26 protein-coding genes are annotated in these 25005 nt (G+C 65.1%); 20 read left to right on the top strand and 6 right to left on the bottom strand.

What is annotated here, in order from left to right; genetic code table 11:
- Positions 1 to 7 precede the first annotated feature (7 nt).
- The 4 genes from E1B25_RS06680 to E1B25_RS06665 all read left to right on the top strand — a co-directional run bounded on the left by E1B25_RS06680 (position 8) and on the right by E1B25_RS06665 (position 5009).
- A complete protein-coding gene (locus tag E1B25_RS06680) occupies positions 8 to 718 on the top strand; it encodes a VIT1/CCC1 transporter family protein (RefSeq protein ID WP_132827987.1) in 711 nt (236 codons plus the stop codon).
- A 226-nt stretch (positions 719 to 944) separates the two neighbouring features.
- A complete protein-coding gene (ileS, locus tag E1B25_RS06675; protein WP_132827986.1) occupies positions 945 to 3857 on the top strand; it encodes an isoleucine--tRNA ligase in 2913 nt (970 codons plus the stop codon).
- A gap of 126 nt (positions 3858 to 3983) precedes the next feature.
- Entirely contained in the window at positions 3984 to 4442 is a 459-nt protein-coding gene (locus E1B25_RS06670; protein WP_132827985.1) for a methylated-DNA--[protein]-cysteine S-methyltransferase, read from the top strand.
- A gap of 99 nt (positions 4443 to 4541) precedes the next feature.
- A complete protein-coding gene (locus E1B25_RS06665; RefSeq protein WP_132827984.1) occupies positions 4542 to 5009 on the top strand; it encodes a hypothetical protein in 468 nt (155 codons plus the stop codon).
- Between the two features lie 10 nt (positions 5010 to 5019).
- Here the strand turns inward: E1B25_RS06665 and E1B25_RS06660 are convergent, their stop codons facing one another.
- The 4 genes from E1B25_RS06660 to fsa all read right to left on the bottom strand — a co-directional run bounded on the left by E1B25_RS06660 (position 5020) and on the right by fsa (position 8316).
- Positions 5020 to 5727: a CDP-alcohol phosphatidyltransferase family protein gene (locus tag E1B25_RS06660; protein WP_132827983.1), complete on the bottom strand. Its 708-nt coding sequence runs from the start codon at positions 5725 to 5727 to the stop codon at positions 5020 to 5022.
- Positions 5728 to 5925: 198 nt separating this feature from the next.
- Positions 5926 to 6849 (bottom strand): tyrosine recombinase XerC, encoded by a 924-nt coding sequence (locus E1B25_RS06655; RefSeq protein WP_132827982.1) that lies wholly within the window; start codon positions 6847 to 6849, stop codon positions 5926 to 5928.
- Positions 6846 to 7553, bottom strand: a complete 708-nt coding sequence (locus E1B25_RS06650; RefSeq protein ID WP_132827981.1) for a DUF484 family protein — start codon at positions 7551 to 7553, stop codon at positions 6846 to 6848. Before E1B25_RS06650 ends, E1B25_RS06655 begins: the two co-directional genes overlap by 4 nt.
- 109 nt (positions 7554 to 7662) lie before the next feature.
- Positions 7663 to 8316 (bottom strand): fructose-6-phosphate aldolase, encoded by a 654-nt coding sequence (gene fsa, locus E1B25_RS06645; protein ID WP_132827980.1) that lies wholly within the window; start codon positions 8314 to 8316, stop codon positions 7663 to 7665.
- Positions 8317 to 8419: 103 nt separating this feature from the next.
- On the opposite strand from fsa, the gene E1B25_RS06640 reads away from it, so the two are divergent.
- Positions 8420 to 10633 (top strand): primosomal protein N', encoded by a 2214-nt coding sequence (locus tag E1B25_RS06640; protein ID WP_245510629.1) that lies wholly within the window; start codon positions 8420 to 8422, stop codon positions 10631 to 10633.
- 118 nt (positions 10634 to 10751) lie between these two features.
- Here the strand turns inward: E1B25_RS06640 and E1B25_RS06635 are convergent, their stop codons facing one another.
- A complete protein-coding gene (locus tag E1B25_RS06635) occupies positions 10752 to 11813 on the bottom strand; it encodes a YeeE/YedE family protein (RefSeq protein ID WP_132827979.1) in 1062 nt (353 codons plus the stop codon).
- Positions 11814 to 11944: 131 nt separating this feature from the next.
- Between E1B25_RS06635 and E1B25_RS06630 the strand changes: the two genes are divergently transcribed.
- From E1B25_RS06630 to E1B25_RS06620, 3 genes are all read left to right on the top strand, one after another.
- Complete coding sequence (locus E1B25_RS06630; protein WP_132827978.1) at positions 11945 to 13177, top strand: MFS transporter; 1233 nt, start codon at positions 11945 to 11947, stop codon at positions 13175 to 13177.
- A 63-nt stretch (positions 13178 to 13240) separates the two neighbouring features.
- Positions 13241 to 14113: a 50S ribosomal protein L11 methyltransferase gene (locus E1B25_RS06625; RefSeq protein WP_132827977.1), complete on the top strand. Its 873-nt coding sequence runs from the start codon at positions 13241 to 13243 to the stop codon at positions 14111 to 14113.
- Between the two features lie 107 nt (positions 14114 to 14220).
- Positions 14221 to 14565 carry a hypothetical protein gene (locus E1B25_RS06620; protein ID WP_132827976.1) on the top strand — a complete coding sequence of 115 codons (345 nt, stop codon included), beginning with the start codon at positions 14221 to 14223 and terminating at the stop codon, positions 14563 to 14565.
- Between the two features lie 108 nt (positions 14566 to 14673).
- On the opposite strand, the gene E1B25_RS06615 is transcribed toward E1B25_RS06620, so the two are convergent.
- Positions 14674 to 14892, bottom strand: coding sequence for a DUF1127 domain-containing protein (locus E1B25_RS06615; protein WP_132827975.1), 219 nt, complete (start codon positions 14890 to 14892; stop codon positions 14674 to 14676).
- A 342-nt stretch (positions 14893 to 15234) separates the two neighbouring features.
- Here E1B25_RS06615 and ruvC point away from each other — a divergent pair, with 342 nt between their 5' ends.
- From ruvC to tilS, 12 genes are all read left to right on the top strand, one after another.
- Positions 15235 to 15738, top strand: a complete 504-nt coding sequence (gene ruvC, locus E1B25_RS06610; RefSeq protein WP_132827974.1) for a crossover junction endodeoxyribonuclease RuvC — start codon at positions 15235 to 15237, stop codon at positions 15736 to 15738.
- A complete protein-coding gene (gene ruvA, locus E1B25_RS06605; RefSeq protein WP_132827973.1) occupies positions 15735 to 16421 on the top strand; it encodes a Holliday junction branch migration protein RuvA in 687 nt (228 codons plus the stop codon). The genes ruvC and ruvA overlap by 4 nt, the downstream gene beginning before the upstream one ends.
- 40 nt (positions 16422 to 16461) lie before the next feature.
- Complete coding sequence (gene ruvB, locus E1B25_RS06600) at positions 16462 to 17487, top strand: Holliday junction branch migration DNA helicase RuvB (RefSeq protein ID WP_132827972.1); 1026 nt, start codon at positions 16462 to 16464, stop codon at positions 17485 to 17487.
- 104 nt (positions 17488 to 17591) lie between these two features.
- Positions 17592 to 18215, top strand: coding sequence for a hypothetical protein (locus E1B25_RS06595; protein ID WP_132827971.1), 624 nt, complete (start codon positions 17592 to 17594; stop codon positions 18213 to 18215).
- Positions 18212 to 18601: a tol-pal system-associated acyl-CoA thioesterase gene (ybgC, locus tag E1B25_RS06590; RefSeq protein ID WP_132827970.1), complete on the top strand. Its 390-nt coding sequence runs from the start codon at positions 18212 to 18214 to the stop codon at positions 18599 to 18601. The genes E1B25_RS06595 and ybgC overlap by 4 nt, the downstream gene beginning before the upstream one ends.
- 101 nt (positions 18602 to 18702) lie before the next feature.
- Positions 18703 to 19398, top strand: coding sequence for a protein TolQ (tolQ, locus tag E1B25_RS06585; protein ID WP_132827969.1), 696 nt, complete (start codon positions 18703 to 18705; stop codon positions 19396 to 19398).
- Between the two features lie 3 nt (positions 19399 to 19401).
- The gene (gene tolR, locus E1B25_RS06580) at positions 19402 to 19875 is read left to right on the top strand and encodes a protein TolR (protein WP_132827968.1); all 474 of its coding nucleotides are present in this window, start codon (positions 19402 to 19404) and stop codon (positions 19873 to 19875) included.
- A gap of 33 nt (positions 19876 to 19908) precedes the next feature.
- On the top strand, positions 19909 to 20949 hold the full coding sequence (locus tag E1B25_RS06575; RefSeq protein ID WP_342635585.1) for an energy transducer TonB: 1041 nt from the start codon (positions 19909 to 19911) through the stop codon (positions 20947 to 20949).
- Entirely contained in the window at positions 20946 to 22268 is a 1323-nt protein-coding gene (tolB, locus tag E1B25_RS06570; protein ID WP_132827966.1) for a Tol-Pal system beta propeller repeat protein TolB, read from the top strand. The genes E1B25_RS06575 and tolB overlap by 4 nt, the downstream gene beginning before the upstream one ends.
- Positions 22269 to 22364: 96 nt before the next feature.
- A complete protein-coding gene (gene pal, locus E1B25_RS06565) occupies positions 22365 to 22874 on the top strand; it encodes a peptidoglycan-associated lipoprotein Pal (protein WP_132827965.1) in 510 nt (169 codons plus the stop codon).
- A gap of 14 nt (positions 22875 to 22888) precedes the next feature.
- A complete protein-coding gene (ybgF, locus tag E1B25_RS06560) occupies positions 22889 to 23716 on the top strand; it encodes a tol-pal system protein YbgF (protein WP_132827964.1) in 828 nt (275 codons plus the stop codon).
- Entirely contained in the window at positions 23713 to 24966 is a 1254-nt protein-coding gene (tilS, locus tag E1B25_RS06555; RefSeq protein WP_132827963.1) for a tRNA lysidine(34) synthetase TilS, read from the top strand. Before ybgF ends, tilS begins: the two co-directional genes overlap by 4 nt.
- Positions 24967 to 25005 lie beyond the last annotated feature (39 nt).

Here is a 25005-nt window from a genome sequence, read left to right as displayed (position 1 = left end):
AGCGAGCATGCGGGAACATGGCCACAGCAAGGACGAGATCACCCGCCGCATCGGCGCGCCGCCGGGGCGCGGGGTGCTGCGCGACGTGGTCTATGGCGCCATCGACGGATCGGTCACCACCTTCGCCATCGTCGCGGGGGTGGCGGGGGCTGGGCTGTCGCCCCTTATCATCGTGGCGCTGGGCTTGGCCAACGTGCTGGCCGATGGGTTTTCCATGGCGGCGGGGAATTATTCCGGCACCAAGGCTGAACTGGACGACATGCACCGGCTGCGCAAGGTCGAGGAGCGCCACATCGCCCGCTTTCCCGAGGGCGAGCGACAAGAGGTGCGCGAGATTCTGGCGCGCAAGGGCTTGTCGGGTCGGGTGCTGGAGGAGGCCTCGGACGAGATTTGCAGCGACCGGGAAAACTGGATCACGCTGATGATGGAGGGGGAATACGGGTTGGCGACGGTCGATCCGCACCCGATGCGCGCCGCGCTGGCCACCTTTGCGGCCTTTCTGGTGGCGGGCATGGTGCCCTTGATGCCCTTCGTACTGGGGGTGGAGGGGGCCTTTACCCTGTCGATCTGGATGACGGCGGCGGTGTTCTTTGCCATTGGCGCGCTCAAAAGCCGCTGGTCGCTGTCGCCGTGGTGGCGCTCGGGGCTGGAGACCCTGGCGATTGGCGGGGTGGCGGCGGCGCTGGCCTATGTCGTCGGCTCGATGTTCCATATGTGAGAGGCGCTTGCAGGGCGATGGATGGGGTGTCTGACCTATGCGTTCACGCCCACTTTACCCGGCCTGCGGCCCCGCCTATAAGGCGGGCATGACCCATCCGCGCGTCATCCTCATTCGAATTACGACCCCGGCGCTCTGATCCAGAGGAGACGCCGGGCACAGGTGTTGAGCCCTCGCACCGCCGCAACCCATCATTCCGACATGACATTTCCGAAGGACGCCGCAAATGTGCGCCGACACTCCCGAATACAAAGCCACCCTGAACCTGCCGAAAACCGATTTTCCGATGCGCGCGGGCTTGCCCAAGCGCGAGCCCGAGTGGCTGTCGCGTTGGGAAAATCTTGGCGTGTACGACCGCCAGCGGGCCTCGGCCGAGGGGCGCGAGCCCTTTATCCTGCATGACGGCCCGCCCTATGCGAACGGCCATCTGCATATCGGCCACGCGCTGAACAAGATCCTCAAGGATTTCATCGTGCGTTCGCAGCAGATGACCGGGCGCGACGCGCGCTATGTGCCGGGCTGGGATTGTCACGGTCTGCCGATCGAGTGGAAGATCGAGGAACAGTACCGCGCCAAGGGGCTCGACAAGGACCAGGTGCCGGTCAATGATTTCCGTCAGGAATGCCGCAACTTTGCCGCCGGCTGGGTCGATATCCAGCGCGAAGAGTTCAAGCGGCTGGGCGTCACCGGCAAGTGGGACGACCCCTATCTGACGATGGATTTCCATTCCGAGCGGGTGATCGCCGAGGAATTCATGAAGTTCCTGATGAACGGCACGCTGTATCAGGGCTCGAAACCGGTGATGTGGTCGCCGATCGAAAAGACCGCGCTGGCCGAGGCCGAGGTCGAGTATCACGACAAGGAAAGCTTTACCATCTGGGTGAAGTTCCGCGTGGCTGATCCCGCCGACGCCGATCTGGCCGGGGCCTATGTGGTGATCTGGACCACCACCGCCTGGACCATCCCGTCGAACAAGGCCGTGGTTTACGGCAAGGACTTTGCCTATGGCCTGTATGAGGTCACCGGCACGCCGGACGAAAGCTGGGCCAATGTCGGCGACAGATACATCTTGGCCGACAAGCTGGCTGGCGACGTGATGAGCCGCGCGCGGCTGGAAGACGGGATGTATACCCGCGTCCGCGACGTGACGGTGGACGAGCTGGCCGGGCTGAGCCTGACCCACCCGCTTGCCGGTGCCGAAGGGTCCGACGGCGAATGGGACGATCTGCGCGATTTCCGCGCCGCGGATTTCGTCACTGAGGACGAGGGCACCGGGTTTGTCCATTGCGCGCCGAGCCACGGGATGGAAGAATTCGAGCTGTACCGCGATGCCGGGATGCTTGAGCAGGTCATCACCTATAACGTGATGGAAGACGGATCGTTCCGCGCCGATCTCCCCTTCTTTGGCGGCAAGATGATCCTCAAGCCGAACGGCAAGGAGGGCGATGCCAACAAGGCGGTGATCGACAAGCTGGTCGAGGTTGGCGGCCTGCTGGCGCGTGGCAAGATCAAGCACAGCTATCCGCACAGCTGGCGCTCTAAGGCGCCGGTGATCTATCGCAACACGCCGCAGTGGTTCGCCGCGATCGACCGCGTTGTCGATGACGGGCTGGACACCTATGGTAAGACCATCCGCGAACGGGCGCTGACCTCGATCGACGAACTGGTGACCTTCACGCCGCAGACCGGGCGCAACCGGCTGTATTCGATGATCGAAAGCCGCCCGGACTGGGTGTTGAGCCGCCAGCGCGCCTGGGGCGTTCCGCTGAGCTGTTTCGTGAAAAAGGACCGGCTGCCCACCGATCCCGATTTCCTGCTGCGCGACGCGGCGGTCAATGCGCGCATCACCGAGGCGTTCGAGGCCGAGGGCGCGGATGCCTGGTACAAGGACGGTGCCAAGGCGCGGTTCCTGGGCGATGCCTATGATCCCGAGGACTATGTCCAGGTGTTCGACATTCTCGACGTGTGGTTCGACAGCGGCTCGACCCATGCCTTTGTGCTGCGCGACCGGGCGGACGGATCGCCCGATGGCATCGCGGATCTGTATCTTGAGGGCACCGACCAGCATCGCGGCTGGTTCCATTCCTCGATGTTGCAGGCCTGTGGCACCAAGGGGCGCGCGCCCTATCGCGGGGTGCTGACGCATGGGTTCACGCTGGACGCGAAGGGCATCAAGATGTCCAAATCGCTTGGCAACACCATCGTGCCGGAAGAGGTCGTCAAGCAATACGGCGCCGATATCCTGCGGCTTTGGGTGGCGCAGACCGATTATACCGCCGACCAGCGCATCGGGCCGGAGATCCTCAAGGGGGTTGCCGACAGCTATCGCCGTCTGCGCAACACCATGCGGTTCATGCTGGGGTCGCTGAATGACTTCTCGGAAACCGACCGCGTTGCACCGGCAGAGATGCCCGAGCTGGAACGCTGGGTGCTGCATCGTCTGGCCGAGTTGGACGGGATCGTGCGCGACGGCTATGCCGCCTATGATTTCCAGGGCGTGTTCCAGCAACTGTTCAATTTCGCCACGGTGGAGTTGAGCGCGTTCTACTTCGATATCCGCAAGGATGCGCTGTATTGCGACGGCGACACCGCGCGGCGGCGCGCCGCGCGCAGCGTGCTGGACATCCTGTTCCACCGCCTGACGACTTGGCTGGCGCCGATCCTGGTCTTTACCATGGAAGAGGTCTGGCTGGAGCGGTTCCCGGGCGAGGACAGTTCGGTTCATCTGGTCGACTTCCCCGAAACCCCGGCCGAGTGGCTGGACGAGGGGCTGGCGGCGAAATGGGCCAGCATCCGGCAGATGCGCCGGGCCGTCACCGCTGCGTTGGAGATCCAGCGCCGTGACAAGGTGATCGGGGCCAGCCTTGAGGCGGCGCCGGTGGTGCATGTGTCCGATGCCGATGTGCTGGGCGCGCTGCGCTCGGTCGATTTCGAGGATATCTGCATCACCTCGGATATCGTCCTGACCGGCGATCCCAGCCCGAACGAGGCGTTCCGCCTGCCCGATGTGCCGGGCGTCGGCGTTCTGTTTGAGAAGGCCGAGGGGCAGAAATGCCAGCGCTGCTGGAAGATCCTGCCCGATGTCGGCCAGCACCCGCACCCGGGGGTCTGTCACCGCTGTGACGAGGCGCTGGGCTGAGGTCTAAAGCAAACCGCGCCCCGGAGATGATCCGGGGCGCGCGCGCCCGTGTGTGCGTCTGTGCCGCTTTGTGCGATGCGCAGGTTCCGGGTTGCCTGATGCGCGGCGCTGCGTCACCCTGTGGCCATGGCGACCCTGATCATAGACACCCAATTTGGCCAGTTGGCCGTGACCGAGCAGGACGGGGCGATCACCCGTCTGACATGGGGCGATACCGCTGACGGGGAGCCCACCGCGCTGTTGCTGGCGGCAAAGGCGCAGCTGCAGGCCTATGCCGCGGGAGAGGGGCAGGCGTTCGACCTGCCGTTGCGGGTTATCGGCTCGCCGTTTCAGCAGGCGGTCTGTGACGCGATGCGCGAGATTCCCCATGGCGAGACCCGCACCTATGGCGAGATTGCCCGCGCGCTGGGGCAGTCGGCGCAGGCGGTGGGGCGGGCCTGTGGCGGCAACCCGATCCCGATCCTGATCCCCTGTCATCGGGTGATGGGGGCGGGCGGAAAGCTGACCGGGTTTTCCGGTGGCACCGGGGTGGAAACCAAACTTGCGCTGCTGCGCCACGAAGGGGCGGGCGGCTTTCTGATCTGAGCGGTCGTGCAGACGCGGGGGCGGGAGCGGCAAAAGCCGATTGCATTTGCCGCAGCGGCCCCCCACTTTGGGCGTAACACCGATTGGAGGACAGGGAAGATGAGCAATTCACAAGACCGGGCCGCGCTTAAAAAGTCCGTGTATGACAAGCTGTTGTCACTGGAGTCCGGGGAACTGGCGACCGCGCTTTCACATTACGAGGCGCATATGAAGGAGTCCGTTCTGGATGACCGTCAGGGCCATGATTCCGGTGATCTCGCCGCCTCGACGGGCGAGGTCGGCCTTGCCGCCGCCTTTCATCATCCGGTCATGACCCACCATGCCAAGGTGGATGTGATCGAGAATCTGGATATCGAGCTGACCGATACGGTGCAGCCCGGTGCCGCGGTGTGTTTTGATGGGCGCCATTTCATCGTCGCCGTCTCGACCGCGCGGTTCGACGTGGACGGGACGACCTATATGGGGATCTCGTCCGAAAGCCCGATCTACAAGGCGATGGCCGGTCTGAAGGCGGGCGACAGCTTTAGCTTTCAGGGCAAGGATATCGAAATCGACGACGTGTTCTGATCTGAACGCGCTATTCCTCGGCCCGCGCGTCGCGGGCTGGGAACACCTGTTGCGCGATGCCGGCAAACAGCAGGTAGAAGGTGGTCACGACCAAGCCCCAATGGGCCCAGCTTTCGGGGTGAAAATCGACCCAAGCGGCCCAGCCGGCGAAAAAGGTCCAGGCCAGCGCCATCGGTAAGGTCACGGCGCGCCAGCGCTCGGTGCGCACCGGGTGGACGAATTTCAGCGGCAGGAACATCGTCACCGCCAGCGCCGTGACAAAGCCGAGGATCACCCAGAAATTCGGCTGAAGCGCGAAAAACACCAGCACCGCCATGTTCCAGCAGCCGGGAAACCCCTTGAAGGAGTTGTCCAGCGTCTTCATCCGGGTGTCGGCGAAATACATCGCGCTGGCGAAGGTGATGACAAAGATCGACACCCAGCCGGTCCAGCCATCCATCAGCCCGGATTTGAACAGCGCAAAGGCGGGGATGAACACATAGGTGAGATAGTCGATGATCAGGTCGAGCAGGACGCCATCGAATTCCGGGGCGTAATGTTTGACGTGATGACGCCGGGCAAGCGGGCCATCGATGCCATCGACCACAAAGGCCACGACCAGCCACAGGAACATCAGGCTCCATTTCTGGTCAACCGCGGCGAGCATGGCCAACATGGCAAAGATCGCTCCGGTGGCGGTAAAGAGATGGACGGCGAGGGCGCGCATTTGAAGTGTCATGGTCTCGTCATGGCGCAATTTGTGGCAAATCGCAAATGCTGTAAGCGCGAAAACTGTCGGAATTGACGCTGGAATTGGCGCCGGAATTGAGGTCGGAGCCTCCGGCGGGAGTATTTTTGCCAAGAAGAAGCGGGTGGGTTGGGCCTTGCTTTTCAGCGGGGGGCTGTCGGACTCGGGGGTGCGGGTCAGGCGCGCGCGTCACGCCTTGGGGTGGCTGCGGGCGTAGACTTCCATCAGCCGCGCCGTATCCACCGCCGTATAGGCCTGCGTGGTCGCGAGCGAGGCATGGCCGAGCAATTCCTGAATGCTGCGCAGATCGCCGCCCGCCTCCAACAGGTGGGTGGCAAAGCTGTGGCGCAGCGCGTGCGGCGTGGCCGAGGCCGGCAGACCCAGTTGCATGCGCACCTGCGCCATCGCGCCCTGGATCAGGCGCGGGTTCAGCGCGCCGCCGCGCACGCCGCGAAACAGCGGCGCATCGTGTTCTTGCGGGTGCGGGCAGAGGCGCAGATAGGCATCCACCGCATCGCGCGCGGCCGGCAGGACCGGCACGATGCGCTCCTTTTGGCCCTTGCCAAGGATGCGCAGGCTGGCCCGCAGCGGCGCGTCGGCGCCTTTCAATCCCAGCGCCTCGGAGATCCGCAGCCCGCAGCCATAGAGCAGGGTGATCACCGCCACGTCGCGCGCCGCCACCCAGGGCGTTTGCGATTGCAATTCGACCGTGTCGATCACCGCGCGGGCGGCGTCGGGATCGAGCGGGCGCGGCAGCTTCTTCTGGAACTTGGGCGATCGCGCGGCAAGCACGGCGGTGGCGGCAAAGCCTTCACGTTCGGCCAGCCAGCGGTAAAAGCTTTTCACCGCCGACAGCCGACGCGCCAGCGAGCGCGACGAAAGCCCGGTGCTGCGCGCCTGCGCCATCCAGGCGCGCATTTCGGTGACGGTGATCTTGTCCAGCGCCGCCAGCCCCTGTGGCCCGCCGCGATGCTCGGCCATGAAGGCAAGGAAGCCCGCCACATCGGCGCGATAGGCCGCGATGGTATGGTCCGAGGAATCGGCCAGCGCGCTTTTCCGGTTCAGCCAGTCCTGCAGCGCATCGCGGCAGGCGGCCGAGATCTGCAGGCTCACTTGAGCCAGTGGCGCATCGTGCGTTCGAATACGCCGGCGAAAAAGGCCAAAAGGTCGGTGCCGTGTTGCGGGGTGAACTGGTGCGGATCCTCGGACCCCATCACCAGCAGGCCGGGCAGCCGCCCGCTGCCGAAATCGAGTCGCAGGCAGGCTTCGGAGCGGATGTATTCGGCCGTGGTGCCATAGATTCGCTCGGAGCCTTTCTGCAATTGGCGCAGGGTGACCTGGCGCGGCTGGCCGTTGCGCCCCTGGGTCAGGAAGCTTTCGACAAAGCCGGGTTCGGCCAGCGCCAGCACCCCTTCGAGGCGGCGGATCGCGGGATCCTCGCCGTTTTGCGCGGTTTCCAGCACCAGCCGGATCGAGTCGACCCGCAGGATTTCGGCCACCTCGCCGCCAAGGTCGCGCAGGAACACCTCGAACTCGGTCGGGTCCAGCATGCGCAGGATGGCGCGGTGCACCTGATTGGTGCCGGCCAGATTTTCATAGGCGGCCGCGATGACGCTGCGGTGGGTATCCTCGAGCCGGTCAAGCCGGGCCTCGAGACGGTCCATCGCGATGCCGCGCAGATCGACGATATTGCCGCCCATCGAGCGCTCATTCGCCGCGATCAGCGCATGCATCACATCGCGATCTTCGAGAATGGCGTCGGGTTTGGCGATGATCGCCGCGCGCAGGTCGTGTTCCAGTTTAGGGCTGCTGCTCATGTCCGCCTCTTATGGTCTTGCGCGCTTTATATCACGGGTTTCGCGCAATTGGGCTGAAAAACCGGCAATTGCGCGAAATTCCTGTTGTTTGGGGGCCGGATGGGTTCGGTCAGAGGATTTTTTGGCCGGTTTTGGCCCAATCCTTCATGAAGGTCTCGAGCCCCTTGTCGGTCAGCGGGTGGTTTGCCATCGCCTTGATCACGGCGGGCGGCGCGGTGATCACGTCGGCACCGATGCGGGCGGCGTCGGTGATGTGGTTCACGGTGCGGATCGAGGCGGCGAGGATCTGGGTTTCGAAGCCGTAATTGTCATAGATCGTGCGGATATCTTCGATCAATTCCATCCCGTCGAGATTGATGTCATCGAGCCGCCCGATGAAGGGCGAGATGAAGGTCGCGCCCGCCTTGGCCGCCAGCAGCGCCTGATTGGCGGAAAAGCACAGCGTTACGTTGACCATGCGGCCCTCGCCCGAGAGCACCTTACAGGCCTTGAGCCCGTCCCAGGTCAGCGGCACCTTGACGGCGATGTTGTCGGCGATCGCGGCCAGTTTGCGGCCCTCGGCGATCATCGCCTCGGCCTCCATGGCGACCACCTCGGCCGAGACCGGGCCGTCGACCAGATCGCAGATTTCCTTGGTGACTTCGAGGATGTCGCGGCCGGATTTCATAATCAGCGAGGGGTTGGTGGTGACGCCGTCGACCATGCCCAGATCGTTCAGTTCAGCGATGGCGTCGATCTCGGCAGTATCTACGAAGAATTTCATGGGGGCATCCTTTGATGGGTTGGCCTTGCTCGGGGTTGGCTTTACCTCATGGGAGGAAGGGCGGGAACCCCCCGCAGATCACCGGAGGGCAGCAAAGAGCGGTATGGCGGGCAAGCGGGATCACAGCGGGGCGGGGATGTTCGACGAAGGCGATCTGGTGGCGGTGCGCAGCACCCAGCCGCTGGACCGGACGCTGGATTATCGCGCGCCACAGGGCGGCTGTGTGCTGGGCGATTTCGTCGAGGTGCCGCTGGGCCCGCGCAAGGTGCCCGGCGTGATCTGGGGGCCGGGGCTGGGCGATTTCGACCGCTCAAAGATCCGTTCGGTGATCCGGGTGCTGGATGTCGCCCCGATGCGCGACGAGATGCGCGCCTTTCTCACCAAGGCGGCAGATTACACGCTGACCCCGATGCCGGCGATGCTGCGGCTGGCGATGCGGGCGCCGGGGCTGGGCGATCCGCCCTCGATGCGCAAGATCTATCGCCGGGGCACCGGCGAGCCGGAGCGGATGACCGAGGCCCGCCGCCGGGTGCTGGACGCGCTGGAGTCCTATGGCGGGCTGGCCTTTACGCTCAAGGAACTGGCCGAGATGGCGGGCGTCACCGCCTCGGTGGTCAAGGGGCTGGTGAAACACGGGGCCGTGCGCGAGGAGGACAGTCCGCGCGATCTGCCGTTTCCGGTGATGGATCCGGCACGCCCCGGCAAGCCCTTGACCGAGGATCAGGCGACGGCGGCGGCGGTGCTGCGCGAACATCTGCGCAGTCGAAAATATGGCACCACGCTGCTGAAGGGGGTGACCGGATCCGGCAAGACCGAGGTCTATCTCGAGGCGGTGGCGGAATGTCTGACGCTGGGGCGCCAAGCCCTGGTTCTGTTGCCCGAGATCGCGCTGACAGCCGAATTCCTGACCCGGGTCGAGGCCCGGTTCGGGGCCAAACCCGCCGAGTGGCATTCCGGCGCCACCATGACCGAGCGGCGGCGAATCTGGCGCATGGTCGGGCAGGGCGGCGCGCAACTGGTGGTCGGCGCGCGCTCGGCGCTGTTCCTGCCGTTTCGCGATCTGGGGCTGATCATCGTCGATGAGGAACACGACACCTCGTACAAGCAAGAGGATGGGGTGCTGTACAATGCCCGCGACATGGCGGTGTTGCGCGCGGCGATGGCGGGGGCGCGGGTGGTTCTGGCCAGCGCCACGCCCAGCCTTGAAAGTTGGGCCAATGCCGAGGCGGGGAAATACGACCGGCTGGATCTGACCGCCCGCTTTGGTGATGCGGTGCTGCCAGAGATGCGCGCGATCGACATGCGTGCGGAAAAGCTGGACCCGGGCACATGGATCTCGCCCACTTTGCGCGGCGCGGTGCGGGCGCGGATGGAGGCGGGGGAACAGGCGTTGCTGTTTCTCAACCGGCGCGGCTATGCGCCGGTGACGATCTGCCGGGCCTGCGGCTATCAGTTTGCCTGCGATCACTGCGATGCGCGCATGGTCGAGCATCGGTTTCAGAAGCGGCTGATGTGCCATCAATGCGGCGAGACCAAGCCGATGCCCGAGGCCTGCCCCTCCTGTGGGGTCGAGGGCAAGCTTTCGCCGGTGGGGCCGGGGATCGAGCGGCTGGCCGAGGAAACGGCGGCGCTGTTCCCCGAGGCGCGGATCGCGGTGCTGAGTTCGGATCTGTTCGCCAGCGCGCGGGCGTTGAAGGAAAAGATCGTCGAGATCGGGGCCGGCGGGGCCGACATCATCATTGGCACGCAACTGGTGGCCAAGGGGCACAATTTCCCCAAGCTGACGCTGGTGGGGGTGATCGACGCCGATCTCGGGCTGCAGGGCTCGGATCTGCGGGCGGCAGAGCGTACCTTTCAATTGATGCGACAGGTCGCCGGGCGCGCCGGGCGGGCGGAACGGCCGGGGTTGGCGCTGTTGCAGACCTTTCAGCCCGAACACCCGGTGATCCGGGCGATTCTGGCCGGCGACGAAGAGGGGTTTTGGCGCGCCGAGGCGGCGGAACGCCAAGCCGCCGGTGTGCCGCCCTATGGCCGCATGGCCGGGATTATCCTGTCGGGGACGGATGCCGCTGCGGTGTTTGATCTGGGCACGGTTCTGGCGCGCAATGATGGGGCGTTGCGGGCAATCGGCGCGCAGGTCTTTGGCCCCGCCGCCGCGCCGATTGCGCGCATTCGCGGCCGCCACCGGGTGCGGCTTTTGGTCAAGGCAGCCAAGGGCGCGCCGCTGCAAGGGGCGCTGGCGCGTTGGCTGGCGCCGCTGCGGTTGAAGGGCGATCTGCGGTTGAGCGTGGATATCGACCCGCAGAGTTTTCTTTAAAGTTTTCCATTCAGGCGGCGATGGCGTGGCCTGTGTCGCGCCCGGAACAGCGGGCAGGAGCCTCCGGCGGGAGTATTTCCGGCCAGAAAAAGAGCGGGGCGCTTTGGCCCGGGCGCGGTCAGGCGGGGACCGGGCTGCCGCGTTGATCGACTAGAAAATCGGTGACCACCGCGCCCACCCACATGAAGAACAGCGCCGCCCAGGCGGTGCCGGCAAAGATCGACCCGCCGGTGACGCCTGCGCCGATGGCGCAGCCGCCCGCCAGCATGCCGCCAAAGCCCATCATCGCCGCCCCGATCATCGCCTTGCGCATGGTGGCCGGGCCGTCGAACGCCTGCAGCTTCATCTCGCCGGCAAGGCTCGCCGCGATCATCGCGCCGATGAACACACCGGGCACCAGCCCGACGTCGAATTCCAGCACCGCGTTGCGTTCCAGAAAGAACATCAGCGTATGCGCTGAGGGGCCGGTGAAGGTGGCGCTTTCGATTTGCAGCGGCTCGAAGGCGACCTGGGCCAGCGAATAGGTCAGCACCCATCCCAGCGCCACCGAGAAGCCGACGCCGGAGGCAAAGATCAGCCGCTGCACGCCGATCCGGTTGCGGCGCGACAGCACCAGCGCGACAACGGCGATCCCCACCCCCAGCAGCAGACCGCCATACTCGGGCAGGCCGAGGCTGGCCAACAGGTTCATGTTGCGCCCGCCCTCGGTGATCCAGAGCGCGGCGATACGGTCACGCAGCGGGGACAGCAGCCCTGAAAGGCTCATCTGCGCCACCACGGCAAAGATCAGCCCAGAGACAACCGAGCGCAGGTTGCCGGTGGCGGCCAGCACCAGAAGCCGCCCCGAACAGCCGCGCGCCAGCACCATGCCGGCGCCGAAGATCAGCCCGCCGACGATGGCCCCGGACCAGCTGCCGGGCACCGCCATCATGCGCGCGTCGGCGCTGTCCATCAGGCCCGATAGCTGCGCCGCCTGCACCCAGACCACGGCGGTCGAGAAGGTCAGCAGCCAGACCGCCACCTTGTCGCCCATTTCGCCGCGGGCAAATTCCACCGTCGCCGCGCGCAGGCAAAAGCGCGAGCGTTGCGCCGCGATGCCGAACACGATGCCGGTGATCAGCCCGAACAGCGCCGCTGTCGGCGCCTCGCCAATGCGTTCCACGACTGCCACCAAGTCCATCACCGCGTCCTCCACCTTGTTCGCGACCGGTATTTTACACAATCGGCGGCCATTTTGCATTGATGCACATCAGGTGATCGACGCGCTTGATCTCTCGCCAAGGCCGAAAAAGCGGCGTAAGAGCCTTCCCCATGAGCCGTATTGTCCCCCTGCCCGAGGCCCGGCATCTGCCGGTCTGGCGCCGCCCTGTCGCGCTGTTGTTCCTGATGGCCGTGGCCATGCCGGTGGCCTTTGCCACCTGGTCGGCGCTGCTCAACAATTTTGTCATCGAGGTGGCGCAGTTCGACGGCCACGACATCGGCTGGCTGCACACTGTGCGCGAGATCCCGGGGTTTCTCGCGATCGGGGTGATCGCGGTGTTGATGGTGATGCGTGAACAGGTGCTGGGGTTGGTCGCGCTGGTGCTGCTGGGGGTGGCGACGGCACTGACCGCGCAGTTTCCGTCGCTGGGCGGCATCCTGACCATCACCATGCTCAGCTCGATCGGGTTTCACTATTACGAGACGGTGAACCAGTCGCTGCAGTTGCAATGGCTGCCCAAAGAACACGCGCCGCGCATGTTGGGGTGGCTGTTGGCGGCCGGGTCGGGGGCGACGTTGGTGTCCTATGGGCTGATCGTTCTGTTGTGGGAGCCGCTGGGCCTGACCTATGGTGTGGTCTATGCCTTTGCGGGCGGGTTTACCGCGCTGGTCGCTGCGCTGGCGTTTTTCCTGTATCCCCAGTTTCAGTCCGAAACCGTACAGAACAAGAAGATGGTGCTGCGCCGACGCTATTGGCTGTACTACGCGCTGCAATTCATGGCCGGGGCGCGGCGGCAGATCTTTACCGTGTTCGCAGGGTTCATGATGGTCGAGAAATTCGGCTTTGACGTGCATGAGGTCACGGCGCTGTTCCTGATCAACCTGGTTGCCAATATGGTGTTCGCCCCCTTGGTGGGGCGCGCCGTGGGAGTCTTTGGCGAACGTCGGGCGCTGCTGTTCGAATATGGCGGGCTGGTTCTGGTGTTCTTGGCCTATGGCGGCATCTACTTTTTCGGCTGGGGGGTGGTGCTGGCGGCAACGCTGTATGTGATCGACCACATGTTCTTTGCCATGGCGCTGGCGCTGAAGACCTATTTTCAAAAGATCGCCGATCCCGCCGATATCGCGCCCACCGCCGCTGTCGCCTTTACCATCAACCACATTGCCGCGGTGGTTCTTCCGGCGGCGCTGGGTTATCTCTGGATGGTTGCGCCCGGCGCGGTGTTCGGTCTGGCCGCCGGGATGGCGATGATCTCGCTGTGTCTGGCGCTGCTGATCCCGCGCCACCCGGAACCGGGCAACGAGACCGTTCTGGCGCGCTTTGTCCCGGCCCCGGCCCAATAGGGCACGCTTGACCTTGCCGCGCCGGGGTCCTACGGGCGGACGCAGCTTTGCAGGAGATCTTTGATGCCCACATTCACCGCACTGACCACGCTGACCGGAAAAGCCCAGGCCGAGGCGCTGGGCGAGGCGATGGAGCGGCTGGAGCCGGCCCCCACCGGTGTGGGGGTGTTCGAGGTCGATGATGGCTCTGATGTGTGGGAGGTCGGCGGCTATTTCTCTGATTGTCCCGATGCCGCCGCGCTGGCGCTGTTGGCGGCGGCGTTCGGGGCGGGGGATTTCGTCACCTCGCAATTGCCGGAAACCGATTGGGTGGCGCATGTGCGCCGCGCGTTGGCCCCGGTCGAGGCCGGGCGTTTCTTTGTCTATGGCAGCCATGATGCCGACAAGGTTCCGGCGGATCGTATCCCGCTGTTGGTCGAGGCGGCGCTGGCCTTTGGCACCGGGCATCACGGCACCACGCTGGGCTGCCTGCGGGCGCTGGATCGGCTGATCGAAGACGGGTTTGAGGCCGGAAAGGTCGCGGATATCGGTTGCGGCACCGCCGTTCTGGCGATGGCCGCGGCGCGGGTCTGGGATGGCAGCTTCATAGCAAGCGACATCGATCAGGTGGCGGTGGATGTGGCCGAGGCCAATCTGAGCGCCAATGGCATGGAGGGGCGTGTGCGCTGCGTCGAGGCGGCGGGATTTGACCATCCCGAGCTTGCGGCGCTGGCGCCCTATGATCTGATCTTTGCCAATATCCTGAAAGGACCGCTGGTGGCGCTAGCCCCCGATCTGGCCGCGCATCTGCGTCCGGAGGGCTATGCGATTCTGTCCGGGCTTCTCAATGAACAAGCCGCTGACGTGATCGAGGTTTATGCACGTTCCGGCGTCAATCTTGTGAAAAGCGAAGAAATTGGTGACTGGACGACACTTCTGCTTCGGAAAAAGGCGTAAATGCGGCGGGTTTTAGGGGCATTTGAGGCGTCTGCCCCATTTCTGCCACAATTCAGCCGGATCTTTGCCCTGTAGTCTGGTGGGGGCCAGACGTTCCGGAGGGTATCATGGCCCAACACGATCTGAATTTCAGTCGGCGCGTTGACCGGCTTGACCGCAAGCACAACGCTATGTCGCGCGGCCACGATATCGTTCAGCGCCCGGACGGGTTGCTTGTCGCTGCGCCTATACGGCGTCGGCGAAGCTGGCCCGCACGCCTGTTGATTCTGATTGTGGTGCTGTTCGTTGTCTTCAAGGCGCTGCTGTTCGTCAGCGTCGGCGGCGTGACCTATGAGGAGCGGGTGGCGCGGCTGCAAGCTGGCACTCCGGTCGAGGCGATGGGCGCATGGTTGATGCAGGTTGACCCGGTGACCAGGGTGCTGGCCGCACAGATATCGGACCTGATGCGCTGAGCCGGAACCCCGCAGGCGGGTTGGGCCAGTCCGGAATAGAAAAACGCCGCGGGGCAGGGGCCCACGCGGCGTTTTTGTCCAACTCCGAGAGAAAGAGAGAGCAGGGTGTTAGAACGACCCTTTGCGGTGTGCAATCAGATCGATTTCGCCGCGGTTGAGGCCAATATCCTCAAGCTCGCGATCGCTGAGTGCGGACAGAGCGTTGCGGGTGATGCGCGCGTCGTTCCAAACAGAAACTGCACTGATAACAGTGCAGATTGCCGCGCCGATGCGACCGAACAAGATGGCCGATTCAGGGGCGGTGCGGTTGGTGTCATATACAGCCATTTCACGAGTTCCTTATTTTCAGAGTTGCACTGTGTTTCGTTTCTGAGCGGCAGGTAATCTGAGTAATATTTCCGCGCAAGACGTCGGAAGTGCATATTTCCTATGCGGTTTGTGCATGGGTCGCCGCGGCTGAAAAGACTCTGAAATAATCGTGAGTTTTGGTCGCTTTTGGTGTCGTTTTCAGGCTGGGGAGGTGTCGCTTTCAGCTCGGGTGTCGTTTTTGGAAAAGAAGGGTGTCGTTTTTGGTGTGATCTGATTTTCCGCCTGAATTGCTTGGATCGTGTTCGCGTTTCGTGCTACTGCATCAAAAAAGCAACAAATTTCGAGCGGGCGGGGCAGCACATGCGAATTCTGGGCATTGATCCGGGGTTGAGAACCCTTGGGTGGGGCGTGATCGAATCGCAGAACGGGCGATTGCGGCATGTGGCCAATGGTCTGTGCAAGTCGCAGGCCAGCGATGATCTTGCCATCCGGCTGCTGTCGCTGAACCGCCAGATCGCCGCGGTGATCGCCGAATTTGCCCCCGACGAGGCCGGTATCGAACAGACTTTTGTCAACAAGGACGGTGTTGCGACGCTCAAACTGGGGCAGGCGCGCGGTGTTGCTTTGCTGACGCTGGCGCAGGCCGGGCTTCCGATAGGTGAATATGCCCCCAACCGGGTGAAAAAGACGGTCGTGGGTGTGGGACACGCGGAAAAGGATCAGGTGCTGCATATGGTCAAGATACAACTGCCCGGCTGCAACCCGGCCGGGCCGGATGCGGCGGATGCTTTGGCGATCGCGATCTGCCATGCTCTTTACGGCGGCACCAACGGGGCGATGCGCCTGCGCGAGGTGCGGGCATGATCGGGCGGCTGACCGGGCGGATCGGCTATCGGGCCGAGGATCACATCCTGCTTGACGTGGGCGGGGTCGGCTATCTTGTCTATTGCTCGGATCGCACGCTCTCGGCGCTGCCCGGTGTGGGCGAGGCGGTTTCGCTCTATACCGAACTGGTGGTGCGCGAGGATCTGTTGCAGCTGTTCGGGTTTACCACGCTGGTGGAAAAGGAATGGCACCGGCTGCTGATGAGCGTTCAGGGCGTCGGCGCCAAGGTGTCGCTGGCGATCCTCGGGGCGCTAGGGCCCGAGGGCGTGGGCCGGGCCATCGCGTTGGGCGATTGGGCGGCGGTCAAGGTGGCCAAGGGCGTGGGGCAAAAAACCGCGCAACGGATCGTTCTCGATCTCAAGGACAAGGCCCCCGGTGTGATGGCGCTGGGCGGCTCCATCACCGAGGCGATGGAAGGGCCGGAGCCGGCGCCCGTGGTCGAGGTGGTGGATGTGGCCGAAACCGGGGCGATGCGCAAACCGGCCCCGCGCGCGCCGTCACGCGCCAGCGCGCAGGCGGACGCGCTCTCGGCGTTGTCCAATCTGGGCTATGGTCCCTCGGAAGCGGCTGCTGCCGTGGCCGAGGCCGCCAATGCAGATCCCGAAGCGGGCGAGGCCGGGCTGATCCGCGCCGCGTTGAAACTTCTTGCGCCAAAGGGATAGGGAATGCCTGCATGTCGATAGTTGATGCGAGAGCGGTGCGATGACCGATCCCGACCCCACCCTGCGGCCCGATCCGCTGCCCGAGGACAATGACCGCGCACTGCGCCCGCGGATGCTGGATGACTTTATCGGTCAGGCCGAGGCGCGCGCAAATCTCAAGATCTTTATCCAGTCGGCGCAACAGCGCGGCGAGGCGATGGATCACACGCTGTTTTACGGCCCGCCCGGTCTGGGCAAGACCACGCTGGCGCAGATCATGGCGCGGGAACTGGGGGTGAATTTTCGCATGACCTCGGGCCCGGTTCTGGCCAAGGCGGGCGATCTGGCGGCGATCCTGACCAATCTGGAGGCGCGCGACGTTCTTTTTATCGACGAGATTCACCGGCTCAACCCGGTGGTCGAAGAGATCCTCTATCCGGCGCTGGAGGATTTCGAGCTGGATCTGGTGATCGGCGAGGGGCCGGCGGCGCGCACCGTGCGGATCGAGCTGCAGCCCTTTACGTTGGTCGGGGCGACGACCCGGATGGGGCTGTTGACGACGCCGCTGCGCGATCGCTTCGGGATTCCGACGCGGTTGCAATTCTATACCGAGGACGAGCTGTACGAGATCGTTATCCGCAACGCGTTCAAGCTGGGTGCGCCCGCCGATCCCGACGGCGCGCGCGAGATTGCCCGGCGCGCCCGTGGCACCCCGCGCATCGCCGGTCGCCTGTTGCGGCGGGTGGTTGATTTTGCCGTGGTCGAGGGCGACGGCACCATCACCCGCGCGCTCGCCGACAATGCGCTGACCCGCCTGGGGGTGGATCGGATCGGGCTGGATGGGGCCGACCGGCGCTATCTGACCTTGATCGCCGAACATTATTCCGGCGGGCCGGTGGGGATCGAGACGCTGTCAGCGGCGCTGTCCGAGAGCCGCGATGCACTGGAAGAGGTGATCGAGCCGTTCCTGTTGCAACAGGGGTTGATCCAGCGCACGCCAAGGGGGCGGATGCTGGCACAGCGGGCGTGGGATCATCTTGGCCTGCCGATGCCAAAGCCGAAACGGCAGGGCGATATGTTTGGCTAGGGCGCGACCGCGTCGCTGTGCCGCCGATGCGACGTCGCGGCCCGGTTGCAGTGGCGGTGGCAGGGTTTTATGGCTGGGATGATCAGACCCACAGGAGGCCCTGCGTGACACCGCAAGAGATCGAGGCGTTGTTTACCCGCGACAGCGGAGAGTTTCTGTTTGCCCGTTGGGGGCGGCCGATCGCCCCGGTAGTGTTCGGCGTCGAGGATGAAACGCTGGCGGTCGTCAAGGGCGCATTCGAGGCGGTGGCGGCGCTGGCGGGCCATCATCTGGCCGAGACCGACCCGGAGCTGGGCAGCAATTGCATGGTGTTCTTCTTGCGCGACTGGGAAGAGCTGCCGCAGGTGCCGGGCATGGACCGGCTGGTTCCTGATCTGGTCCCGCTGGTCGCGCGTCTCGCGGCGGCGGATGCCAATCAGTACCGGATGTTCCGGTTCGACGCGGCGGGCGCGATCAAGGCGGCCTTTGTCTTTTTGCGGATGACCCCGGCGCTGTCCGAGGTTCCGGCCGATGTGCTGGCCCTGAACGAGGTGGTGCAGTGCATCCTGTTGTGGTCCGACGGGGCGTTTCGCACCCGCTCCCCCTTGGCGCAGGCCGGGGGCAAGACCATTTTGCACCCGCAGATCGCCGGGCTGATCCGGGCCGCCTATGACCCGGTGTTGCCAGCGGCGACACGAGAACCGGCGCAGGCCTTGCGGCTGTTTGCGCGGATGGAGGCAGAGCAATGATCCACAGATTTCCGGTGCGCGTCTTTTATGAAGACACCGACATGGGCGGCATCGTCTATCACGCCAATTACCTGCGCTATATCGAACGCGCCCGCAGCGACTGGGTGCGCCAGTTGGGCAATGACCAGAATGCCATGCGCGACGCTGGCATCGTCTGGGTGGTGCGCCGGATCGAGGCTGACTATATCACCACCGCGAAATTCGAAGACGAGCTGATGGTCGAAACCACCCTGCGGGAGATCTCTGGCGTGCGGCTGACCATGGACCAGATCGTCAAGCGCGGCGAGACCACGATCTTTACCGCCGCGGTGACCGCGGTTTGCATGAATGCGGCGGGGCGGCCGGTGCGTCTTCCAGCGGAGATTCGCGCATTGATGCAGGGCTGAGGGCGCCGCGTTTCGTGGGAATGGTATTTGTCATCGAACTGCGCTAGATTCGGGTTAACAAGGCCGAAACAATAACCGGCCGTTAGGCAAAGAGCAGGCGGATGGAAGCAGAAACTCTGGCGCTGGCGCAGGAGATGGATTTCTCCCTGTGGGCATTGTTTGCGCGCGCGACCCCGATCGTGAAACTGGTGATGAGCCTTCTGGTGCTGTCATCGTTCTGGGCGTGGGCGATCATCATTCAGAAACAGATCACCTATCGCGCGGCGCGGGCCGCGTCGGCGGCGTTTGATCGGGCTTTCTGGTCGGGCGAACCCCTTGATGGGCTGTTCGAAGAGATCGGGCCGACCCCGGCGGGCAGTTCGGAGAAGATATTTGCCGCCGGCATGGTGGAGTGGCGGCGCTCGCATCGCACCGATGGCGGTTTGATCGCGGGCGCTCAGGCGCGGATCGACCGCAGCATGGACGTGGCCATCGCCAAAGAGGCCGAGACGCTGCAAAAGGGTCTGCCGGTGCTGGCGACGGTGGGGTCCACCGCGCCGTTTGTCGGGTTGTTCGGCACGGTCTGGGGCATCATGCATGCCTTTATCGGCATTGCCGAGCAGCAAAACACCAACCTTGCCGTGGTGGCGCCGGGCATCGCCGAGGCGCTGCTGGCCACCGGCTTGGGGCTGTTGGCGGCGATCCCGGCGGTGATTTTCTATAACAAGCTGAGCGCGGACAGTGACCGGATCCTTGGGGGCTATGAGGCCTTTGCTGACGAATTCGCCACCATCCTCAGCCGCCAGTTGGATTCGTGACGGATGGGCGCGGGCGTTCAACCCCAGGATCAGGGCGGGCCGCGTCGGCGCGGTCGCGGCCGTCGCCGGACCCGACCGATGGCCGAAATCAACGTCACGCCGTTTGTTGACGTGATGCTGGTGCTGCTGATCATCTTCATGGTGGCGGCACCGTTGATGACCGTGGGCGTGCCCGTTGAGCTGCCCAAGACCGCCGCCAGCGCGCTGCCGGGGGACGAGGAAGAGCCGCTGACCGTGACCATCACCGCCGAGGGGCGGATCGAGGTCCAGACCACCGAGGTGCCGCGCGCACAATTGGTGAGCAAGCTGCGCGCCATCGCCGCCGAACGCGCCAGTGACCGGGTGTTCCTGCGCGCGGATGGTTCGATCCCCTATGAATTGGTGATGCAGGTGATGGGCGCGCTGAACGCGGGCGGGTTCTCCAACGTGGGGCTTGTGACCGACAGCGGCGGGCCCACCCTGGACGATGCCGGGTGAGGCGGCGTGCAAACCGGCACCAAAATTTCGGCCGTGGCACATGGGCTGCTGCTGTCCTGGGCGTTCCTGGGCGGGGCGTTCCGGTCTGACCCGCTTCCCTTCGAGGTGCAGGACGTGACCATGATCAGCGCCGAGGAGTTCGACCGGATCGCCGGGCGCAGTGCCGCGTCCGAGGCGCAACCCGCACCCGAACCAACAGCAGAGCCAGCTGTCGAGCAGCGCCCCGATCCTGTATCCGAGTCCGTTCCGCCCAAGGCGCGGCCAGAGCCGACCCCACCACCGCCTCCGCCCGCGCCCGAGATTACCCCCGAGATTGCCGCGCTGGTGCCGGAACCGCCGAGCCCGCCGCAGCGCGCCTCTGAGCGGATCGCGCCCGAACCGGTCGCCCCGCCACCGCCCGAGGCCCGACCCGACCCGGTCGAGCGGGAACAGGTGACGCCCGAGGCGCAGGCCGACACCCCGCAGGAGGCGCAGGACGCCACCGCGCCGGAAGAGGCTGCCGCAGAAATCGTGACCGAGGCCGAGGAAACCGCCGTGCTGGCCCCGACCCGGTCACCGCGCCCCGCGGCGCGCCCGCCGCGCCGCCCGACGCCCGCGCCGGAGACTGCGCCCGCGTCAGAAACAGAAACAGCGACAGACACAGCGACCGAAACCGCCGCCAAAACCGAGGATGCGGTCACCGCCGCCTTGACCGAGGCGATGGCAGGGGCGCGGGATGCGACCCCCGCCGCGCCCGCGGCCCCTTCCGGTCCGCCGATGAGCGCGGGCGAGAAAGAGGCGCTGCGCGTGGCGGTGTCCTCGTGCTGGAATGTCGGCTCGCTGTCCTCTGATGCACTGGCCACGACGGTGGTTGTCGCCGTATCGTTAAGTCAGGATGGTAAACCGCAGGGGGAGACGATCCGCATGGCGTCGCATTCCGGCGGCAGCGAGGCGGCGGCAAAACAGGCGTTCGAGGCGGCGCGCCGGGCGATTATCCGTTGCGGCGCCAAAGGATTCGATCTGCCGGTGGCGAAATACGACCATTGGCGCAATATTGAGATGACATTCAATCCGGAGAGGATGCGGATCAAATGACGAGATTTCTGCTGTGCTTCCTTCTGGGGTGGGCCTTTGTCGCCCATTCGGCCGCGGCACAGGACGGCGGCCCGTTGCGGATCGAGATCACCGAAGGCGTGATCGAGCCGATGCCCTTTGCGGTCCCCGATTTTGTTCCCGATAGCCCCGCCGCGACCGAGGTGGCCAGCCAGATTGCACGGGTGATCGCCGCAGACCTTGCCGGAACCGGGTTGTTCCGGGAAATTCCGGCCGAGGCGCATATCGGCCGGGTCAGTGATTTCAACGCTCCGATCCAGTTCGCCGACTGGAAGGCGATCAACGCGCAGGCGCTGGTGACTGGCGCTGTCTCGTCCTCTGGCGACCGGGTGACGGTGCGGTTCCGGGTCTGGGACGTGTTCTCGGGTGCGGAACTGGGCAACGGGCTGCAATTTGCCGGCTCGCGCGACGGCTGGCGGCGCATGGCGCATAAGGTGGCCGATGCGGTCTATAGCCGGATCACCGGCGAGGGCGGCTATTTCGACAGCCGGGTCGCGTTCGTGTCCGAGAGCGGGCCCAAGAATGACCGCAAGAAGCGGCTGGCGATCATGGATTACGATGGCGCCAATGTGCAGTACCTGACCGACAGCGCCTCTATTGTGCTGGCACCGCGGTTTTCGCCCTCTGGCGACCGGGTGCTTTATACCAGTTTCGAAACCGGCTTTCCGCGCATCTATGTGCTGGACGTGGGCAAGGTTCAGCGCCGCGTGCTGGAATCCAAAGAGGGCACGATGAGTTTCGCCCCCCGCTTTGCCCCGGACGGGCAGACGGTGGTGTTCTCGCTGGAGCAGGGCGGCAATACCGACATCTATATCATGGATATCACCAGCGGCGGCACCACGCGGCTGACCTCGTCGCCCTCGATCGACACCGCGCCCAGCTATTCCCCCGACGGCAGCCGGATCGTGTTCGAAAGCGACCGCTCGGGCACGCAGCAGCTTTACATCATGCCGGCATCGGGGGGCGATGCCAAGCGGATCAGCTTTGGACAGGGGCGCTATGGCACCCCGGTCTGGTCGCCGCGCGGCGATCTTGTCGCGTTCACCAAACAGAACAAGGGCCGGTTTCACATCGGCGTGATGCGCACCGATGGTCGTGAAGAACGGTTGCTGACCGCCTCGTTCCTGGACGAGGGGCCGACCTGGGCGCCGAACGGGCGGGTGATCATGTTCGCCCGTGAAACAAAGGGCGCGCGCGGGGAAACGACCCTGTATACCGTCGATATCACCGGTCGGAATCTGCGCCCGGTGCGCACACCCGGCGGTGCCTCGGACCCATCCTGGTCGCCTTTGCAGAACTAAGCCCGCGCGTTCACAACTCTGGGCGGATATGCTAGAACGACGATGACACGAGCAGACTGAAAAGCAGACTGAAATGCATAGTGAGAGGCAATTGGCATGAAATCCATTCGTACCCTGATTCTGGCCTGTACCGTTGCGGCGGTCGCGGGCTGTTCCAACTCCTATCTTGACGATACCAATTCTGTTGACCTCGGTGGATCGGGCGTGGGCGGCGCGGCTGGCAGTTCCGCAGACCCGCGCTCGCCGGCTTATTTCCAAGAGGCGATTGGCGACCGGGTGCTGTTCGCGGTCGATCAATCGACGCTGGACGATGCCGGGCGCGTGTTGCTGACGGCGCAGGCCGATTGGCTGATGTCCAACACCGATTATACCGCCGTGATCGAAGGCCATGCCGACGAACAGGGCACCCGTGAATACAACCTTGCGCTGGGGGCACGGCGGGCCAACGCGGTGCGCGAATATCTGGTCTCGCGCGGGGTGTCCGGCGCCCGGCTCAAGACCGTCAGCTTTGGCAAGGAACGCCCGCTTGAAATCTGCAGCGCCGAAAGCTGCTATGCCAAGAACCGCCGCGCCGTCACGGTGCTGGCCGGTGGGTTGACCGGGTAAGGGGAGAGCGAGACATGCGCGTTCTGCCGCTGCTGGCCCTCGGGGTTCTGATCTCACTGCACGCTGCGCCCGGCGCGGCGCAGCAGAGCGAGACGCTGGCCGATATCCGGCAGGAGCTGACGGTGCTCCATGTCGAGATCCAAAAGCTCAAGCGGGAGCTGTCGACTACCGGCGCGCCACAGCTCGCAACCGGGGGCGACAGCGTGCTGGACCGTGTCGGCGCGATCGAGAGCGAGCTACAACGCCTGACCTCTCAGACCGAGGAGTTGGATTATCGTATCGGACGGATCGTCGAGGATGGCACCAACCGGATCGGCGATCTGGAGTTTCGGCTGGTCGAGCTGGAAGGCGGCGATGTGAGCAAGCTGGGCGAGACCACGACGCTGGGCGGTGGCCCCGCCGCGACGGCGGCGGCCCCGGCCGTGCCGGTACAGGCTGACAGTGGCGCGTCCGAGCTGGCGATGGGCGAACAGGCAGATTTCGATGCCGCCAATGCCGCGTTGCAGGGCACCGATTTCCGCAGTGCTGCCGATCGTTTCGCTGCGTTCAACAGCGCTTATCCCGGATCTCCGCTGGCGCCGCGTGCGCATTTGGGGCAGGGCCGGGCGCTGGATGGGCTGGGCGACACGCGCGAGGCTGCGCGCGCTTATCTCGGGGCCTTCACCAGCGACGATTCCGGCCCCACCGCGCCCGAGGCGCTGTATGAACTGGGCGCGGCGCTGGGCCGTCTGGGTCAGGTCGATCAGGCCTGTGTCACGCTGGGCGAGGTGGGGGTTCGCTTTCCTGCCGCCGAAGCAGTGGCGCTGGCCCGTCAGGAAATGGCCAAGCTGGGCTGTTCTTGACCCCATCCGACGACGATATTCTGGCGCTGGTGCGGGGCTGGTTTGGCCCGGTGCCTCCTGCAAAACTTGCCATCGCCCTGTCGGGCGGCGGCGATTCCGTTGCGCTTCTTCACATCCTGACGCGGGCCTTTGCGCCGGGTCAGGTCCAGCTTTTTGCCGCCACCGTGGATCACGGGCTGCGCGCCGAAGCGGCGCAGGAGGCCGAACAGGCCGGGCAACAGGCCGCCGCACTGGGGGTGGCTCATACCGTTTTGCGTTGGCGCGGATGGCAGGGAAGGGGAAACCTTCAGGATGTCGCCCGTTCCGCGCGCTATGACCTGCTGTGCGACTGGGCGCAGGCACAGGGAATCGGCGCGCTGGCCGTCGCCCATACCGCCGATGATCAGGCCGAAACCCTGCTGATGCGGCTGGGGCGCGCGGCGGGGGTTGCGGGCCTGTCAGGTATCCCGGCGCGGCGGCTGCGCGGCGGGGTGATGATTCTGCGCCCCTTGCTTGATATCGGGCGTGCCGATTTACGCGCCTATCTGCGGCGCAACGGGCTGAGCTGGGCCGAGGATCCCTCAAATCAGGATCTGCGATACACTCGGGTGCGCGCGCGCGCGGCGATGGCGGATCTGGCGCCGCTCGATGTCACGCCCGCCGCGCTGGCCAGTGTCGCGCGCAACATGGCCCGCGCGGATGAGGCGCTGGGTTGGGCCGCCTTCGAGGCCGCGCGCCACGCGTCCCGCGTGGTGGCGGGCTGCGTCGTGTTGGCCCCGCGCGCCCTGCGCCTGATGCCGGAAGAGATCGCGCGCCGGCTGTTGCTCGGGGCGCTGGGCTGGGTCGGGGGCGGGGCCTATCCACCGCGCCGCCGCCCGCTGGCGGCCTTGCTGGAGGATTTGCATCAGGGCCGCCCCGCTACATTGGCGGGTTGTCGCGTGGTGCATCATCGTGACGAAATATGGATCTGCCGCGAGGTCAAGGCACTCCATGACGCCCGCGTGGCGCCGGGTGCGCTTTGGGATCGGCGCTGGCGTGTCACGGGGCCACAGCCAAAGGGGTGCGAGATCGCCGCTTTGGGCGCGGCAGGCTTGGCGCAATGCCCGGATCGGGCCGAAACCGGGTTGCCTCGCGCCGCGTTGGAGCCGAGCCCGGCGGTCTGGCGCGGGGGTGCTCTGATCGCCGCACCGCTGGCCGGTTGGGGCGCAGGATGGCGCGCAGAATCGGCCGCAGAGGGCCCCGGCTTTCCCGCCGGTCTTTTATCGCATTGAACCTGCCCCAATGATCTCTATTTTAACCACTGACACACG

It is taken from the genome of Antarcticimicrobium sediminis, assembly GCF_004348975.1.
Taxonomy (GTDB): Bacteria; Pseudomonadota; Alphaproteobacteria; order Rhodobacterales; family Rhodobacteraceae; genus Antarcticimicrobium; species Antarcticimicrobium sediminis.
This window is presented reverse-complemented; position numbering and strand designations above follow the sequence as displayed.

Bases quoted from the DNA above. Each gene is read 5' to 3' on its own strand.
- E1B25_RS06680 (WP_132827987.1), top strand. From the start codon at position 8: ATGCGGGAACATGGCCACAGCAAGGACGAGATCACCCGCCGCATCGGC.
- ileS (WP_132827986.1), top strand. From the start codon at position 945: ATGTGCGCCGACACTCCCGAATACAAAGCCACCCTGAACCTGCCGAAA.
- E1B25_RS06670 (WP_132827985.1), top strand. From the start codon at position 3,984: ATGGCGACCCTGATCATAGACACCCAATTTGGCCAGTTGGCCGTGACC.
- E1B25_RS06665 (WP_132827984.1), top strand. From the start codon at position 4,542: ATGAGCAATTCACAAGACCGGGCCGCGCTTAAAAAGTCCGTGTATGAC.
- E1B25_RS06660 (WP_132827983.1), bottom strand. From the start codon at position 5,727: ATGACACTTCAAATGCGCGCCCTCGCCGTCCATCTCTTTACCGCCACC.
- E1B25_RS06650 (WP_132827981.1), bottom strand. From the start codon at position 7,553: ATGAGCAGCAGCCCTAAACTGGAACACGACCTGCGCGCGGCGATCATC.
- fsa (WP_132827980.1), bottom strand. From the start codon at position 8,316: ATGAAATTCTTCGTAGATACTGCCGAGATCGACGCCATCGCTGAACTG.
- E1B25_RS06640 (WP_245510629.1), top strand. From the start codon at position 8,420: ATGGCGGGCAAGCGGGATCACAGCGGGGCGGGGATGTTCGACGAAGGC.
- E1B25_RS06635 (WP_132827979.1), bottom strand. From the start codon at position 11,813: ATGGACTTGGTGGCAGTCGTGGAACGCATTGGCGAGGCGCCGACAGCG.
- E1B25_RS06630 (WP_132827978.1), top strand. From the start codon at position 11,945: ATGAGCCGTATTGTCCCCCTGCCCGAGGCCCGGCATCTGCCGGTCTGG.
- E1B25_RS06625 (WP_132827977.1), top strand. From the start codon at position 13,241: ATGCCCACATTCACCGCACTGACCACGCTGACCGGAAAAGCCCAGGCC.
- E1B25_RS06620 (WP_132827976.1), top strand. From the start codon at position 14,221: ATGGCCCAACACGATCTGAATTTCAGTCGGCGCGTTGACCGGCTTGAC.
- E1B25_RS06615 (WP_132827975.1), bottom strand. From the start codon at position 14,892: ATGGCTGTATATGACACCAACCGCACCGCCCCTGAATCGGCCATCTTG.
- ruvC (WP_132827974.1), top strand. From the start codon at position 15,235: ATGCGAATTCTGGGCATTGATCCGGGGTTGAGAACCCTTGGGTGGGGC.
- ruvA (WP_132827973.1), top strand. From the start codon at position 15,735: ATGATCGGGCGGCTGACCGGGCGGATCGGCTATCGGGCCGAGGATCAC.
- ruvB (WP_132827972.1), top strand. From the start codon at position 16,462: ATGACCGATCCCGACCCCACCCTGCGGCCCGATCCGCTGCCCGAGGAC.
- ybgC (WP_132827970.1), top strand. From the start codon at position 18,212: ATGATCCACAGATTTCCGGTGCGCGTCTTTTATGAAGACACCGACATG.
- tolQ (WP_132827969.1), top strand. From the start codon at position 18,703: ATGGAAGCAGAAACTCTGGCGCTGGCGCAGGAGATGGATTTCTCCCTG.
- tolR (WP_132827968.1), top strand. From the start codon at position 19,402: ATGGGCGCGGGCGTTCAACCCCAGGATCAGGGCGGGCCGCGTCGGCGC.
- tolB (WP_132827966.1), top strand. From the start codon at position 20,946: ATGACGAGATTTCTGCTGTGCTTCCTTCTGGGGTGGGCCTTTGTCGCC.
- pal (WP_132827965.1), top strand. From the start codon at position 22,365: ATGAAATCCATTCGTACCCTGATTCTGGCCTGTACCGTTGCGGCGGTC.
- ybgF (WP_132827964.1), top strand. From the start codon at position 22,889: ATGCGCGTTCTGCCGCTGCTGGCCCTCGGGGTTCTGATCTCACTGCAC.